The organism is Streptomyces sp. NPDC094032, from assembly GCF_040303965.1.
Classification (GTDB): domain Bacteria; phylum Actinomycetota; class Actinomycetes; order Streptomycetales; family Streptomycetaceae; genus Streptomyces.
Genome location: NZ_JBEOUE010000011.1, coordinates 36,189 through 50,492 on the forward strand (window position 1 = coordinate 36,189; position 14,304 = coordinate 50,492).

Below are 14,304 nucleotides of genomic sequence, written 5' to 3' on the forward strand. Positions count from 1 at the left end.
GGCTGGTTCGGGTGTTCCTGGTGATCGGAACCGCGTCAGTCTGTCAAACCTTCGCAGCGGGGCCGTTCAGAGCGGGGCGCTCTCGTCGGCCGCGAACGGGGCGCCGTGGCCGGGGACGATCACGTCGGTGGCGGCCAGGACGCGCAGGCGGGAGCTGCGCAGGAGGTCGTGGTCGGGGGCGACCGGGTCCTCGACGGGGCCGTTGGGGCGCCACCACAGGTCGCCGACGAAGGCCACGACGCCGTCGGCGGTGCCCGCGAGGAGGGTGATGTCCTCGGGGCTGTGGCCCGGGGTGCGGATCAGCCGGAGGGCCGGGCTGATCTCATGCCCCTCGGCGTCCCGGTCGGTCCACTGGTCGGCCGCGTAGATCGCCTTGTGATCGTGCACCCGGGCCCGCCCGAACAGGCCCACGTTCATGGTGTTGTCCGGGTGGTGGTGGCTGAGCACGACGTCGGTGATGTCGTCGGGCCCGAGCCCGAGCCGGGCGAGCGGGCCGAGGATCCGGTCGCGGCTCGCGACCATGCCGGGGTCGACGACGACATGCCGGTCGCCGTCGGAGACGTAGGAGACGGTGGCGGCGACGCCGGGTCCGGTGGAGAGGGTGTAGCCGGTGGTGAGGACGGTGTAGACGGCGGTACGGGAGAGGGTGGCGGCCTCGTTGGGGGCGGGGGTGGGGAGCGCGGCGGGGGTGATCTGCGTGCTGTTCGTCATGACCACGATCATTCCGACCACACGGAACGCCCACGAGTGGCACGGATGCCACTGACCGCAGGAAATCTGCCAAAGCTCTCGGCGCCGCCCCGCGCCCCCTGTGCCAGACTGCGCGGATGCCCCCGTTCCGTACCGTCGCCGCCTATGCCCCGCCCGGCGTCGGCATGTTGGCCGTCGGCATCGTGGCCGAGGTGTTCGGTCCGCACGGGAAGGACGTCCCGGGCTTCGACTTCACGCTGTGCGCGGACCGCCCCGACCGGCCGGTGCCGACCGACTTCGGAGTGCCGTTGACGGTCGCGGGCGGCCTGGACCGGCTGGCGGCCGCGGATCTCGTGATCGCGCTGCCCGGGGCCGGGTTCCGCACGCCGCCGGGGCCCGCCGTGCTGGAGGCGCTGTCGGCGGCGTACGAGCGGGGCGCGGTGGTGGCGGCGCACTGCGTCGGCACGTTCGCGCTGGCCGCGGCGGGGCTGTTGGACGGCCACCGGGCCACCACGCACTGGCGGTTCGCCGACCTGCTGGCGAGCCGGCACCCGCTGGTCGACGTCGAACCGGACGCCCTGTACGTGGACGAGGGGCGGATCGTCACGGGCGCGGGGGCGGCGGCCGGGTTCGACCTGTGTCTGCACCTGCTGCGGCGGGAGCACGGTGCCGCCCTCGCCAACGCGGTGTCGCGGGACATGGTGCTGCCCTCGCACCGCGACGGCGGGCAGGCGCAGTTCCTGGCGGCGCCCGTCCCCGAGGACGGCGAGGACGAGCGGCTCGCCGAGGTCCTCGGCTGGGCCCGGGCCCATCTGCACGAGCCGATGCCGGTCGCGGAGCTGGCCCGGCGCGCCATGATGAGCAAGCGCTCCTTCGCCCGCCGCTTCACCGCCGCCACGGGCACGACCCCGCACGCCTGGCTGCGCGAACTGCGCCTGAGCGGCGCGGAGGAGCTCCTGGAGACCACGGACCTCCCGGTGGAGGAGATAGCCCGCCGCGTCGGCTACGGCAGCGCCTCCGTCCTCCGCGACCATTTCGTCCGCCGCCGCGGCGTCCCCCCACGCACGTACCGGCGCTCGTTCACGCGGACGCGGTAGCCTCGCTCCAGCTCGCGTCAGGCGGAGCAGTTCCGGCAGGCAGCGCGGTGAGCGGCGCGCGCGGTGGTGATGTAGCGCAGATATTCCTGGGCGGTGGAGGACGAGTAGGTCGCGACGGCCTGCAACGAGAGCTCGGCGCCGTCGTCGAGCACGAGCACGGGGAAGCTGGTCGCGAGCGGCCCGGCACCCTGACCAGCGGCGACGACATCACGCACCGAACACCACCCGACGGTACGCGAGCGCCCGAGCCCCCGCTCGGTGACACCCTTCGCGTCGACCCTCACTCCGACCATGCCACCACGGACGGCTAGCCAGACACCCATCGCGGCGGCCACGGTGTACAGCACCATGCCGACGGCGTCGACGTCGTTGAACCACGCCAGGGCTCCCATGAGGGCGAACACGCTGCCCCCAACGATGAGCGCGACGCGCTGCCCCGCACTGTAGAACGTGCGGGCAGGCACCGGCCGAGCGGAGGCGGGTTCCATGACCGGGACCATCAGCGGTGCTTCCGCCGGGCATCCCGGCGGAATCCATCGACGCCGGCGCGCAGATTGACGTAGTCGAGAGCCAGCCCCACCCCACGAGCAGCCCACGCCACTGCCTTCACCAGCAACTCGTCCACCACGCCCCACTCTCCACGAACTCCGTTTCCTCCACAGACTCGTCCGGCGCCCAGAAGGTTGCTCGGGTCAGGTGAGCGTGTCCAGGTCCGCGAGCAGACAGGCGACGCCGAGGCCGGCGTTGAGGTACTCCTCGAAGAGCCTGTTGTTCAAGGCCGACGGGGATCGTTTCTGTCGGACGACGTCGATGGCCGTCGGCACTTCGTGACCGAGGTCGACGAGCGTCTGCGCGATGACAAGGCCGGAGCGGTTGTAGCCGGCGTTGCAACGAACCAGAACCGTGTGCCCGTCCTGGACAGCCCTGGCTGCGGTGCGGGCGAGCTGCTGGACCGTGCGGATCTGTGCGGCGACGAGCGGACCGTCAGGAATCTCGGCGACCAGGTGGTCGATGCCCGGGGCGGGTCCGTGACCGGGGCGGGTGTACAGGCTGATGACCAGGCCGAACTCGTCACCAACGACCGCCGGACGAATTTCACCCGAGGCATCGGTCCAGTGGTGACCGCCCATCCACAGACCTGGCACGACCTCGTTCCAGGGGGCATGCGGCTCTGGCACGCCACGGCCCCTCTGACGTGTCTTCACTTGCGCCCCTCTCTGCTTGACGCTGCTGGCCGAGCACCGCCGCAGCACCCAGTACGCGGCTTTGAAACACGGTCGCATGGACGTTGCCCATGCCCGTACGCCGAAACCATCGTGCAGAGCACGGACGGCAGCGGGAAGGCCCGGACGCTGCCGGGTATCGGCATGGTCGGGTGGTCGACGGGTCGGTGACGATGGGGTGTCGTCGGAGCGGGGTCGTGTTCCCGTTCCGGGGTTCTGGTCGATCGGAGTGGAGAGACGCATGGTGTGGCTGGTGGGAGTGAACGTGTTCCTGGGGCTTCTCGCGATCGGAGCGGGGGTCGTGACGCTTCGGGTGGGGTGGGTCCTGCCCGTGGCGCGGCGGCGGGTCACCAGGCCTCGGCGGCACGGGCTCGGTGCCGTCCTCGTCGGCGCGTCCCTGTCGCTTCAGGGTCTCCTCTACTTCTGGAACCTGCCGGGCGTCTCCTGGGAGGTCCGCTTCTTCGGTGGGAACGCGCTGCTGCTCGCCGGGCTCCTCCTCATCGCCCTCGGGCAGACGCCGGTGCCTCGCACGAGCCCGGCTCGCGCGAATACCTGATCCCTCGCAAGGCACCGCCTAGGTTGGGCGCTTGAGGATGTGTGCGTTTCTTCCGTTGCGAAAGGAAGTACCCCATGCGGTTCCGCAAGCTGGGCGACTCGGGCCTGGAGGTCTCCGAGATCTCGCTCGGTTCCTGGCTCACCTACTCCGGCGGCGTCGAGGCGGACGCGACCCGGGCCTGTACGGAGGCGGCGTTCGACGCCGGGATCAACTTCTTCGACACGGCCAATGTGTACGGCCGGGGGGCGGCGGAGGAAGCCTGGGGCGAGGTGCTTTCGGCGCATCCTCGTGACTCCTACGTCCTGGCCACCAAGGTGTGGGGGCCATGTCGGACGACCCGGCCGACAGGGGGCTGTCCGCCGCACAGATCGCGAAGCAGATCGACGCCTCCCTCACCCGGCTGCGGACCGATCACGTGGATCTCTACCAGGCGCACAGCTTCGACCCGTCCGTACCGATCGAGGAGACGATCGAGGCGTTCCAGAAGGTCGTCGAGCAGGGCAAGGCCCGCTACCTCGGCTTCAGCGAGTGGACGAACGAGCAGATCCAGGCGGCGATCGACCTCGCGGGACCCGAGCTCTTCGTCTCCTCCCAGCCGCAGTACTCCATGCTCTGGCAGGCGCCCGAGGCCGGGCTCTTCGACCTCACCGAGGCCCACCGCATCTCCAACATCGTCTGGTCCCCGCTCGCCCAGGGCGTCCTGACCGGCAAGTACCTCCCCGGGCAGCCCGTCCCCGAGGGCAGCCGCTTCGCCAACGACGCGATGGCCGGCGCCCGCGACCTCGTCTACACCGAGGCGAACCTCGACGCCGTCCAGCGCCTGGTCCCGATCGCCGAGGAGGCCGGGCTCTCCCTGCCCACCCTCGCCCTGGCCTGGGTCCTGCGCCGTCCGGAGGTCGCCTCCGCCATCACCGGCGCCTCCCGCCCCGAGCAGGTCCACGCCAACGCCGCCGCCTCCGGGGTCGAGCTCTCCCCCGACCTGCTGGCCGCCGTCGACCGCGCCCTCGGCGACGCCCCGCTGACCGAGCCGGCCCTGGCCCCGAACGCCCAGGAGGGGATCAAGCGCCGCTGAGCCGGCGGACGAGGAACGTCGCCCGGCGCTAGGAGCGCTCGTCGGCGTCGAGGGCGTGTTCTCTGAGGAAGCCGCCCGCATGGGCCGCCGCTTCTTCCACGGTCGCGTAGCCCGTCCCCTCGGCGGCCGCGACGGATGTCCCGTCAGCGCCCACGCCCGTCCAGCTCCAGTCACCGGAAGGCGCCTGGAGCAGTTCGGCGGCGCCCCCGAACAGCGCGAGCGTGCTCCGGCCCGGTGTCGCGGGCGCCGGGCGGCTGATGGCGTCGGGCCACTTCTTGCGGGCGCCCTGTCGGGTGATGCCCCAGACGGCCCCCATCTGCTCGTAATTGGCGCCGTAGGAGCCCGCGGTCGCCGCCGCGTGCGCGGTCAGCCGCCGGACCTCGGCGTCCATCACCTTCCACGCGGCCAGGACGGACAGGGCCACGTCGACGGGATCCGCGTCCCACATCCGCTCCACGGACAGCCCGGTCTGCCGGGAGCGGATCGCCGAGGCGAGCGGATTCAAGGCGTCGTACAGCGCCTTCTCAAGTTCTGTCTGCTCTTCCGGGGGGATCTCAGAGACCGTCATGCGACAACTATAGTTTCCGGATCGGGATATGGAAACCCTAGTTGTCGCACTACCGCCTCATTCGCGGGCGGAAACTGGGACAATCCAGGCATGGCCGAGGTCTCCCCCGCCGTCACCCGGGTCTTCCTCGTGGACGACCACGAGGTGGTCCGCCGGGGGCTGCGCGACCTGGTCGACGACGAGGCCGACATGGTGGTGGTCGGCGAGGCGTCGACGGCGGAGCAGGCGCTGGCCAGGGGGCCCGCGCTGCGGCCGGACGTCGCCGTGCTGGACGTGCGCCTGCCCGACGGCGACGGGATCTCCGTGTGCCGCGAGCTCCGCTCCCGCCTGCCCGACCTGGCCTGTCTGATGCTGACCTCGTTCGACGACGAGGACGCCCTCATCGACGCGATCATGGCGGGCGCGGCCGGTTACGTGCTGAAGCAGATCAAGGGCTCGGACCTGGTGGCCGCGGTACGGACCGTGGCCACCGGCCAGTCGATGCTCGACCCGGCGACCACCGCCCGCCTGATGCGCTCGCTCCGGGCCCCCGAGACGGCGAAGCCCCCCGAGGACGAGCGACTGGCCGTGCTGTCCGAGCGGGAACGGTCCGTGCTCGACCTGATCGGCGAGGGTCTCACCAACCGGCAGATCGCCAAGCGGCTCTATCTGTCCGAGAAGACGGTCAAGAACCACATCTCACGGCTCCTGGGCAAGCTGGGCGTCGAGCGCCGGGTCCAGGCGGCCGTGATCGCCGCCCAGGCCCACGAACACGAGCACGAGCACGAGCACGAGCACGAGCACCGGGAGGCCTGACCGCGCGCCGCGCGCTCAGGCCCGTGGAGCGGCTAGCCGCGCGGCACGCAGGGGTCGCAGCAGGCCGGCGCCGGTTCGACGCAGACGCGTACCGAGTCGGTGTTGTCGGACGGGTCCGGGTCCTTCTCGACGGCGGTGACCGACGCGGTGTTCGTGACCAGGCCAGTCTTGGTCGCCTTCGCCCTCAGGGTGAGCGTCGCCCGGGCCCCGACGGCCAGGTCGCCGACCGTCCACAGTCCGGTCCCGGCGTCGTACGCCCCTCGCGACGCCTCCGCGGAAAGGAACGCGAGGCCGCTCGGGAGCCGGTCGGTCACGGTGACGCCGGTCGCCGGGCTGGGGCCGGCGTTGTGGACGGTCACGCGGTAGCTCACCGTCTGCCCGACGGTCACGGTGGTGTCGTCCGCCGCCTTCGTCACGTCCAGGTCGGCGGCCGGCCGGACCTCCGTGACGGCCTCGTCGGAGGTGGCCGTGAGCGACTGGGGCGTGGGGCCGAGCCGGTTCTCGTAGGTGGCGGTCGCCGTGTTGGTGACGTGCGTCCCGGCCGTCTCCAGGCCGAGCACCACGCGGTACTCGACGGTCGTGCCGCCCGGCAGGGCCGCGGTGTTGGCAAGGCTCCCGCCCTGCGTGGCGGAGGCGTCGGTGCCGAGCCGGAAGACGACCGCGCCCGCCGCGGCGTCGTAGGAGGCCTGGTCGTCCCCGGCCCGGTCGGTCTTCACCCCGCTGTTCGGACCGTCGATCACCCGCAGGGAACCGGGCACGTACGTGGTGCCCGCGGGCACCACGTCGGTCAGGGTGAGCCGATCGGCGGCGCCACCGCCCTCGTTCTTCGCGGTGATCCGGTACGTGACGACGTCACCGACGTCCAGCGGGCCCGCCGGGAACGCTCTCTTGGTGAGCACCACGTACGGTGCGGTGCCGAAGAAGATCCCGTCGAGGAAGTTGCCGATCCCCTGGTTGCCGCCGGCGGCCGAGACGGAGCGGAAGGCGAAGCGGGTGGTGGTCTGCCCGGCCGGGACGGTGTAGGTCCCGGTGTAGTAGCCCCACGCCGTGTTGCCGTCGGTGAACCTGCGCTGCTCGACCACGCCGCCCGGCGCCCCGATGTCCAGGGCCATCGTGTCCTGGCCCTGCCGGCCGCGGTGGTAGAGCCGCCAGTACAGCTTGGTGCCGGGGGTGGTCGGCAGGTCCTGGTAGAGCGTCGAGACCTGGTTGGCGTTGAGCTCGGCGAACTGCTCGCCGTCCGCCGACGGCACCCCGTTGAAGCCGGAGTGCCACAACTCGATCATGTGGTCCGTGGCGGTCGTGAGCCAGCCCGGGACGTTCCGCGGGGCCTGCGTCTGGGAGGCGTCCGGCAGGAACGCCATGTCGGGGACGGACGGCTGCTCGAAGCTGCCGTTGACGAGGGCGACCCGCAACGGGACGGGCGGAGGTGTGCTCATGCTGACGTCTCCATTCTGTCGACGGTGGACCGTTGCCCCGCGCCCCGCGCACCACGGGCGGCGGGGATCGGGAGCGCTCCGTAGCTCAGCGCAGGGCCCAGGGTCACGTACAGTCGCGGCGAAGGCGTCCCGGCCACCGCGGACCTGGAGGTTTGCGCGCGCGGGCCCCGACGCCACAGCCCTGCCGCTCCTCCCCGCCCCCTCCACCGCACCCCGTCCCCCACCCTGGCCACACCGCTCCCTCACGCACCTTGGGCGCTGACCGGATACGACCGCCTCGTGACGAGCCTGCGCCACATGGGGAGGTGAATTGGAGGGTGCGCAGTTGACGTGCGTACGTTCGGAGGCTGCGGCGGAGGGGTGACGGAGGAGGGGGTGACGGAAGCGGCGCCCTCGGCCGCGGTCGCTCCTAGTCCCCGCTCCCCAGGTCCGTACGCAGCGGGATCCGCCACTCCAGGACCGTGCCGCCCGGCGGCTCCGGGCGGGCGGCAACCGACAGGTCGCCGTCCAGGCGTTCCGCCCGCTCGGCCAGGTTCCGCAGGCCGCTGCGGGCGCCGCCCGGGGCGATGCCCACGCCGTCGTCGCTCACGGCCACCGCCAGGACGCCGTCCTCGGCGACGACCGCCACCTCCACGCGCCGGGCGCCCGCGTGCCGGGCCACGTTGGTGAGCGCCTCGCCGATGACCGCGACGACCTCGTCGGCGGCCTCGGGCGGCACATCCGTGTCGAGCAGGCCCTCCATGCGCAGGGCGGGGGCGAAGCCGAGGGTGGAGGCGGCCGAGTCGACCGCCTTGACGATACGGTTCCTCAGCTTGGGCGCCGTTCCCGGAGGCGGGTGCTCGCGGAGGCCGAAAATGGTCGCCCGGATGATCTTGATGGTGGCGTCGAGGTCGTCGATCGCCCGGTTCAGCCGGTCCGAGGCCTCCGGGTGCTCGACGAGCCGGCGGGCGCTCTGCAGGGTCATCCCCGTCGCGAAGAGCCGCTGGATCGCCAGGTCGTGCAGGTCACGGGCGATCCGGTCGCGGTCCTCCAGGAGGCTGACCTGCTCGGAGTCGCGGCGGCGGTCGGCCAGTTCGAGGGCGAGGGCCGCCTGGTCGGCGAATCCGGGGAGGGCGGCGATCTCGGCTCCGGTGAACGGCGGCCGGCCCCTGCTCCGCGCCAGGATCAGCACACCGCTCAGGCGTTCCTTCGTACCGACCGTGACGGCCACCGCGGGGCCGAAGCCCTTCCACCGCTCCGGCTGCACCGTCACCCGCTCGTCGCGCTCGACGTCCGCCACCGTGACCAGACCGTCCTCGGCGAGGGCCGCCGCCGCCAGGGTGCCCTCGCTGCTGGGCAGCACGACGCCCCGGTGCTCGTCGGCGCCCTCGCCGCGGGCCAGCGAGCCGCGCAGCTCGCCGCCCGGCCCCACCAGGTAGAACACGCCCATCTCGGCGCCCGCGATGTCCACCGCCTGCTCCAGCATGCCGTCGAGGACCTCGGTCTCCGCCGCACCGGACAGCAGGGCGCTGGTCAGCGCGGAGCTCGCGGTCAGCCAGCGCTGCCGCAGCCGCCCCTCCTCGTACAGGCGGGCGTTCTCGATGGCGATGCCGGCGGCGACCGCCAGCGTCGTGACGACGGCCTCGTCCTCCGCGTCGAAGTCGGCGCCGCCCCGCTTCTCGGTCAGGTAGAGGTTGCCGAACACCTCGTCGCGGACCCGCAGGGGCACCCCGAGGAACGAGCGCATCGGCGGATGGTGGGCGGGGAACCCGTACGAGGCGGGATGCTCGGAGAGCTCGCCGAGGCGCAGCGGCTTGGGGTTGCGGATCAGCTCGCCGAGCAGACCGTGACCGGACGGGAGGGCGCCGATCCGCTCGCGCCGCTCGTCGTCGATGCCGACGGGCAGGAACTCCGAGAGCCGCCGGTCCTCGCCGATGACGCCCAGCGCGCCGTACTCGGCGTCCACGAGGGTCACGGCGGCCTCCACGATGCCGCGCAGCACCTGGGGCAGGTCCAGTTCCCGGCCGACGGACATGACGGCTTCGAGCAGCCCGTTGAGCCGGTCCCGGGTGCCCCGCACCTCGTCGATGCGCACCTGGAGCTCGTCGAGCAGCTCGTCCAGCCGCAGTCGAGGGAGCCCGCTGTGGGCCCGCTCCGGGTCGTCACGCCCCATCGCCGCCTCCGGCTTCCGGCCCCCGCCCTCCGGCCGTACCGCACGCGCGATGGCACGCGCCCGGCCCCCCTTCACCGTATCCGGGCGGCCCGGTCCCCGCCCCCCTCAGGCGGTGGTCCCGTGCCCCGGCCCGCTCCGGGGGATCAGCTCCACGGGGCAGTGGGCGTGCTGGAGCAGGCCGAGCGTGGTGCGCCCGATGGTCGGGCCGAGGTACCCGGGCGCGCGCCGCCCGCCCGCGACGAGGAGGCCGACGTGGCGGGACGCGTCGACGAGGGCGCCGGGCACGCTGTGGCTCTTCTCGCCGTCGGCGAGCAGGGTGACGTCCGGGAACTCCCCGTGCAGGCGCTCGGCGACCTCGTTCGGCACGCGCACGTGCTCGCGGACACCGTTCCCCGTACCGTCGCGCAGCGCCGTCCGTACGCCGTCGTACGAGGCCAGGGCCCATACGTGCAGGAGCCGCAGGGGCACCTCGCGCAGCCGGGCCTCGCGGGCCGCCTCCCGGGCGCAGCCCAGGTCGTTCCCGTCACGGACGGCGACGAGGACGGCGGCCGCCTCGGCGGGGTCGGCGGAGCCGCGCACCACGACCACCGGTCTGGTGGCGCTCGCGGCGACGTCGAGGCCGACCGAGCCGAGCAGGAGCGAGGAGAACCCGCCGGCGCCCCGGTGCCCGACGACGATCGTGCCGCTCAGACCGGCGGCGGTACGGAGCCCGGCGGCGGGCGGGCCGGTACCGAGCTCCGTGACGACCGCGAGGCCGGGGTGGAGCGCCGCCACCTCCTCGACGGCGGCGTCGAGCAGCTCCTGTCCGGTCCGGCGGCAGCGGTCGGCCTCCGCGCGGGAGAGGAACCCGGCCGCCGCGTCGGTGTCCGTCGCGTGAACGAGACAGAGACCGGCACCCCGCAGCACCGCCTCGGCGGCGGCCCACCGCACGGCCGTACGCGAGGAGGGCGAGCCGTCGACGCCGACGACGATCCGGCCGGGGGTGGGGGCAGGGGCGGGGACGGGGGGTGTGGGGGGTGTGGGGGGCTCGTACACCCTTCCAGCCTTCCCGGCTCTCGTGTCCGTGCTGCCCGCCCGGTCCGCACTTTCTGCCCCTCCTGCCCTGCCCGCGCCGTTCCGCTCCTGCCTCCCGTCGCTTCCGTCCATGGCTCCTCCTCGGGCGGTCCGTGTCCGTGTCCGTGTCCGTGTCCGTATCCGTGGGCCTGCTCCCACCGTGGCATCCGGCCTTCGCGCGGCCGGAGGGCCGCTGGGGGCAAGGGCGGGGCCAAAGGTCCCTGCCGTTCCGGTGGGTGCGGTGGGTCCGGAGGGGGCCGGTCGGGTCCGGTCGGGCCGGAGGCGGGACCATTCGGCCCCTCGTGCCGCGTCGGCGCGCGGTGGACGGTGGTGGAGCGGGGAGGGACAGGGCGACGCGAACAGGAGGCGCGGTGATGAAGCACATCAAGGTCGGCGGCCTGATGACCGACGACGTGATCTCCGCCGTCCCCTCGACGCCCTTCAAGCACGTGGCGAAGCTGCTCGCCGAGCACGACATCAGCGGGCTGCCCGTCCTCGACGAAGACGAGCACGTCATCGGCGTCGTCTCCGAATCCGACCTCCTGGCCCGCCGCCGGACGGACGCGCGGGAGCTCATGACCGCCCCGGCCGTCACCGTGCACGCCGAAGAGACGGCCGCCGACGCGGCCCGGCTGATGGTGCGCCGAGGGGTGGAGCGCCTGCCCGTCGTCGACGAGGAGGAACGGCTGGTGGGCATCGTGACCCGCCGCGATCTGCTGTGCGTCTTCCTCCGCCCGGACGCGGAGATCCGGCACCGCATACGGGAGGACGTCCTGGCGGAGGCCATGGGCCTGCCCCGGGACGCGGTGGACGTGCACGTCGTGGACGGTGTGGTGACCCTGGAAGGGCGGGTACGGCGGCGGAGCCGGGCCCGGGTGCTGGTGAGGCTGGCCGAGCGGGTGGACGGTGTCGTCGCCGTCGTGGACCGGCTGTCCACCCCCGAGGACGACACCTTCCCCGGCGCCGCCGCCCGAGCCACGCAGGACGTGCGGCACACGCAGGACATGCACGACAGCCCGTGGTGACCCGATTTCCAGGGGCACCCCTCACACAGGACAGGACGGACGAACCGTGTCCACCACCGCTCCCCTGACCCGCCCGCTGCTGACGGCTCTCGTCGAGGACGCCGTCACCGCGCCCTCGATGCACAACGCGCAGCCCTGGAGGTTCGTCCACCGGTCTGGGACGGACACCGTGGAGCTGTACGGCGACCCGGCGCGCGCCCTGCCACGCGAGGACCCCGCCCACCGCGCCCTCCATCTCGGCTGCGGTGCCGCCCTGTTCAGCCTGCGGGTGGCCGCCGCCGACCACGGGCTGCACGCCGACGTACGGCTGCTGCCGGAGCCCGGAGACCCCTGGCACCTCGCCGACGTACGCCTCCAGGGACCCACCGCCGAGGGCCGGGACGAGGACCGGGACCTGGCCGTGCTGCGCCCCGCGCTGTGGGAGCGGCACACCAGCCGCTTCCCGTTCACCGAGGAACGGATCCCCGCCGAGCTCCTCGACGGGCTGAGCGCCGAGGCCGTCCGGGAGGGCTGCCGGCTCGTCGTACCCGGCGCGTGGCACACCGACGCGGTCCTGGGCCTGGTCCACGCCTCCGAGCTGTTCGAGGCCGCGAACGCGTCGGTACGGGAGGAGGTCGCCGCGTGGACCCGTACGGGGAAGGCCGGGGACGGCACGACGCTGGACGGGACGAGCGAGGGGATGAGCGAGGGGATGAGCGAGGGGATGAGCGAGGGGATGAGCGAGGGGATGAGCGAGGGCATCCCCTCGTACGCCTTCGGACCGCGCCAGTACGACGTGACCTCCCCCGTCCGGGACTTCGACACCGCGCGGCGGGTCGCCGCCCGCGCCTCGGCCTCGTTCGAGAAGAAGCCCCAGATCGCCCTCCTCGGTACGGCGGGTGACACCCCTCGGGAGTGGCTGATGGCCGGCCAGGCGATGCAGCGGATCCTGCTCAGGGCCACCCTCGACGGGCTGTCCACGTCGCTCATGTCGCAGCCCCTGGAGTGGCCCGAACTACGCTCCCTCGCCCGGGATCCGGCTTCCACGATGGGCTTCGTCCACATGGTGTTCCGCCTGGGATACGGGCCCCGTGGCCGCGCCACGCCCCGGCGGCCCGTCGCGGAGGTGCTCGACATCGCGTGAGCCACCCGGCCGGGCCGGACCGGCACCCACCACAAGGAGGACGACCATGTCCGAGGCAGCCCCGCACGCCCCTAGCCCCAGCCCTAGTCCTAGCCCTGGCCCCACCCCCCGCCCCGCCCTGCTCAGCTTCCTGGGGGGCGTGGGGACGGTCACCGGAAGCAAGTTCCTGGTCGAGAGCGACCGGGCCCGGATCCTGCTGGACTGCGGCCTGTTCCAGGGCTTCGCGCGGCTGAGGCGCCGTAACTGGGAACGGTTCGGGCGGGACGCCGCCGACATCGACGCCGTGGTCGTCACGCACGCGCATCTGGACCACTGCGGCTATCTGCCGCGCCTGGTGCGGCAGGGCTTCCGGGGCCCGATCCTCATGAGCGCCCCCACCGCGCGGCTGGCCGCGATCGTGCTGCGCGACAGCGCGCGGCTCCAGATGGAGGCGGCCCGGCACGCCGACGAGCACGGCTGGTCGAAGCACCGGCCGGCCAAGCCGCTCTACGACGACTCCGACGTGGAGAAGACCCTGGCGTTCTTCGACCCGGTCCCGGTCGGCGCCGAGGTGGAGATCACGGCGGGCACGCGGCTGACGCTGCGTCACGCCGGGCACATCCTCGGATCGGCGTGGGCCCGCCTCACGCTGGAGGACGGGCACACCCTGGCCGTCTCGGGAGACCTGGGGCGGCCCGGTCACCCGCTGCTGCTGCCGCCGGAACCGTTCTCCGGCGCGGACGTGCTGCTCGTGGAGTCGACGTACGGGGACCGGCGCCACGACCAGGCGTCCGCGCGGTCCGCGTTCGGCGCCGTCGTGGAACGGACCGTTGCCCGTGGCGGCACGGTCGTGATCCCGGCGTTCGCGATCGACCGCACCGAGGTCGTCCTGCACGAGCTGAGCCGGCTGCGCGAGACGGGCGTGCTGCCCCGGTCGGTCCCCGTGTACGTGGACAGCCCGATGGCCCTGGCCGCCCTGGACGTGTACCGGGACGCCGTACGCGAGCGGTCGCCGGAGCTGCGTCCCGAAATCCTGGCCCGGGGGGAGGCGGCGCTCAGTCCGGAGCCGTTCCTGGCCGCCCGTACCGTCCAGGAGTCCATCGACATCAACCACTCGCGGGGGCCCGCCGTCATCGTCTCGTCAGCCGGGATGGCCACCGGCGGGCGGGTACTGCACCATCTGCGCCGGCTGCTCCCCGACCCGCGCAACGCGGTGGTCGTGGTCGGCTTCGCCGCCGCGGGGACGCGGGCGCGGGACCTGGTGGACGGGGTCCGGACGCTGAAGATGTTCGGCGAGTACGTGCCGGTGCGCGCCGAGGTCGCCGACGTCCCGCACTTCTCGGCGCACGCCGACGCCGGGCAGATCGTGGACTGGCTGCGCGGCGCCCCTCCCCCGCACACCACGTACCTCGTCCATGGTGAACCGGAGGCTTCCCAGGCGCTGCGCGACCGCATCGACCGTGAGCTGGGCTGGACGGCGGTCGTGCCGCGTTCGGGTGAGGCCGTCCTGGTCCGCTGAGGAGAGAGAAGAGGGA

At 73.1% G+C, this 14,304-nt stretch carries 14 protein-coding genes and 1 pseudogene; 8 read left to right on the plus strand and 7 right to left on the minus strand.

All coding sequences use genetic code 11. The features are described 5' to 3' along the window. Positions 1-66: 66 nt before the first annotated feature. Positions 67-711, minus strand: coding sequence for an MBL fold metallo-hydrolase (locus ABTZ54_RS17420; protein WP_351663782.1), 645 nt, complete (start codon positions 709-711; stop codon positions 67-69). Between the two features lie 116 nt (positions 712-827). Here ABTZ54_RS17420 and ABTZ54_RS17425 point away from each other — a divergent pair, with 116 nt between their 5' ends. After that, a complete protein-coding gene (locus ABTZ54_RS17425) occupies positions 828-1,787 on the plus strand; it encodes a GlxA family transcriptional regulator (RefSeq protein WP_351663784.1) in 960 nt (319 codons plus the stop codon). A gap of 17 nt (positions 1,788-1,804) precedes the next feature. Here ABTZ54_RS17425 and ABTZ54_RS17430 read toward each other — a convergent pair whose 3' ends face one another. After that, positions 1,805-2,275, minus strand: a complete 471-nt coding sequence (locus tag ABTZ54_RS17430; protein ID WP_351663786.1) for a PH domain-containing protein — start codon at positions 2,273-2,275, stop codon at positions 1,805-1,807. A 204-nt stretch (positions 2,276-2,479) separates the two neighbouring features. Then, a complete protein-coding gene (locus ABTZ54_RS17435; protein ID WP_351663788.1) occupies positions 2,480-2,965 on the minus strand; it encodes a protein-tyrosine phosphatase family protein in 486 nt (161 codons plus the stop codon). A 286-nt stretch (positions 2,966-3,251) separates the two neighbouring features. Between ABTZ54_RS17435 and ABTZ54_RS17440 the strand changes: the two genes are divergently transcribed. The 3 genes and pseudogenes from ABTZ54_RS17440 to ABTZ54_RS17445 all read left to right on the plus strand — a co-directional run bounded on the left by ABTZ54_RS17440 (position 3,252) and on the right by ABTZ54_RS17445 (position 4,638). After that, positions 3,252-3,566 carry a hypothetical protein gene (locus tag ABTZ54_RS17440; protein ID WP_351663790.1) on the plus strand — a complete coding sequence of 105 codons (315 nt, stop codon included), beginning with the start codon at positions 3,252-3,254 and terminating at the stop codon, positions 3,564-3,566. A gap of 74 nt (positions 3,567-3,640) precedes the next feature. Next, a pseudogene (locus tag ABTZ54_RS35715) lies at positions 3,641-3,835 on the plus strand (aldo/keto reductase); the annotation flags it as partial. A gap of 56 nt (positions 3,836-3,891) precedes the next feature. Next, entirely contained in the window at positions 3,892-4,638 is a 747-nt protein-coding gene (locus ABTZ54_RS17445) for an aldo/keto reductase (protein ID WP_502997256.1), read from the plus strand. A 28-nt stretch (positions 4,639-4,666) separates the two neighbouring features. On the opposite strand, the gene ABTZ54_RS17450 is transcribed toward ABTZ54_RS17445, so the two are convergent. Continuing rightward, positions 4,667-5,206: a hypothetical protein gene (locus ABTZ54_RS17450; RefSeq protein WP_351663792.1), complete on the minus strand. Its 540-nt coding sequence runs from the start codon at positions 5,204-5,206 to the stop codon at positions 4,667-4,669. Positions 5,207-5,296: 90 nt separating this feature from the next. Between ABTZ54_RS17450 and ABTZ54_RS17455 the strand changes: the two genes are divergently transcribed. Next, entirely contained in the window at positions 5,297-6,001 is a 705-nt protein-coding gene (locus ABTZ54_RS17455; protein ID WP_351663794.1) for a response regulator, read from the plus strand. A gap of 32 nt (positions 6,002-6,033) precedes the next feature. Here ABTZ54_RS17455 and ABTZ54_RS17460 read toward each other — a convergent pair whose 3' ends face one another. The 3 genes from ABTZ54_RS17460 to ABTZ54_RS17470 form a co-directional block, all read right to left on the minus strand. Then, positions 6,034-7,437, minus strand: coding sequence for a CLIPPER-2 domain-containing protein (locus ABTZ54_RS17460; protein WP_351663796.1), 1,404 nt, complete (start codon positions 7,435-7,437; stop codon positions 6,034-6,036). A 409-nt stretch (positions 7,438-7,846) separates the two neighbouring features. Further along, entirely contained in the window at positions 7,847-9,589 is a 1,743-nt protein-coding gene (locus tag ABTZ54_RS17465) for a sensor histidine kinase (protein WP_351663798.1), read from the minus strand. A 105-nt stretch (positions 9,590-9,694) separates the two neighbouring features. Continuing rightward, positions 9,695-10,624 carry a universal stress protein gene (locus tag ABTZ54_RS17470; protein ID WP_351663800.1) on the minus strand — a complete coding sequence of 310 codons (930 nt, stop codon included), beginning with the start codon at positions 10,622-10,624 and terminating at the stop codon, positions 9,695-9,697. Between the two features lie 392 nt (positions 10,625-11,016). Here ABTZ54_RS17470 and ABTZ54_RS17475 point away from each other — a divergent pair, with 392 nt between their 5' ends. The 3 genes from ABTZ54_RS17475 to ABTZ54_RS17485 all read left to right on the plus strand — a co-directional run bounded on the left by ABTZ54_RS17475 (position 11,017) and on the right by ABTZ54_RS17485 (position 14,288). Beyond that, on the plus strand, positions 11,017-11,667 hold the full coding sequence (locus tag ABTZ54_RS17475) for a CBS domain-containing protein (protein ID WP_351663802.1): 651 nt from the start codon (positions 11,017-11,019) through the stop codon (positions 11,665-11,667). A 118-nt stretch (positions 11,668-11,785) separates the two neighbouring features. Beyond that, positions 11,786-12,790 carry a nitroreductase family protein gene (locus ABTZ54_RS17480; protein WP_351664253.1) on the plus strand — a complete coding sequence of 335 codons (1,005 nt, stop codon included), beginning with the start codon at positions 11,786-11,788 and terminating at the stop codon, positions 12,788-12,790. A 139-nt stretch (positions 12,791-12,929) separates the two neighbouring features. After that, entirely contained in the window at positions 12,930-14,288 is a 1,359-nt protein-coding gene (locus ABTZ54_RS17485; RefSeq protein WP_351663803.1) for an MBL fold metallo-hydrolase RNA specificity domain-containing protein, read from the plus strand. Positions 14,289-14,304 lie beyond the last annotated feature (16 nt).

Coding starts and splice junctions, on each gene's coding strand:
- ABTZ54_RS17420 (WP_351663782.1), bottom strand. CDS start 711: ATGACGAACAGCACGCAGATCACCCCCGCCGCGCTCCCCACCCCCGCC.
- ABTZ54_RS17425 (WP_351663784.1), top strand. CDS start 828: ATGCCCCCGTTCCGTACCGTCGCCGCCTATGCCCCGCCCGGCGTCGGC.
- ABTZ54_RS17430 (WP_351663786.1), bottom strand. CDS start 2,275: ATGGAACCCGCCTCCGCTCGGCCGGTGCCTGCCCGCACGTTCTACAGT.
- ABTZ54_RS17440 (WP_351663790.1), top strand. CDS start 3,252: ATGGTGTGGCTGGTGGGAGTGAACGTGTTCCTGGGGCTTCTCGCGATC.
- ABTZ54_RS17445 (WP_502997256.1), top strand. CDS start 3,892: ATGTCGGACGACCCGGCCGACAGGGGGCTGTCCGCCGCACAGATCGCG.
- ABTZ54_RS17450 (WP_351663792.1), bottom strand. CDS start 5,206: ATGACGGTCTCTGAGATCCCCCCGGAAGAGCAGACAGAACTTGAGAAG.
- ABTZ54_RS17455 (WP_351663794.1), top strand. CDS start 5,297: ATGGCCGAGGTCTCCCCCGCCGTCACCCGGGTCTTCCTCGTGGACGAC.
- ABTZ54_RS17460 (WP_351663796.1), bottom strand. CDS start 7,437: ATGAGCACACCTCCGCCCGTCCCGTTGCGGGTCGCCCTCGTCAACGGC.
- ABTZ54_RS17465 (WP_351663798.1), bottom strand. CDS start 9,589: ATGGGGCGTGACGACCCGGAGCGGGCCCACAGCGGGCTCCCTCGACTG.
- ABTZ54_RS17475 (WP_351663802.1), top strand. CDS start 11,017: ATGAAGCACATCAAGGTCGGCGGCCTGATGACCGACGACGTGATCTCC.
- ABTZ54_RS17480 (WP_351664253.1), top strand. CDS start 11,786: ATGCACAACGCGCAGCCCTGGAGGTTCGTCCACCGGTCTGGGACGGAC.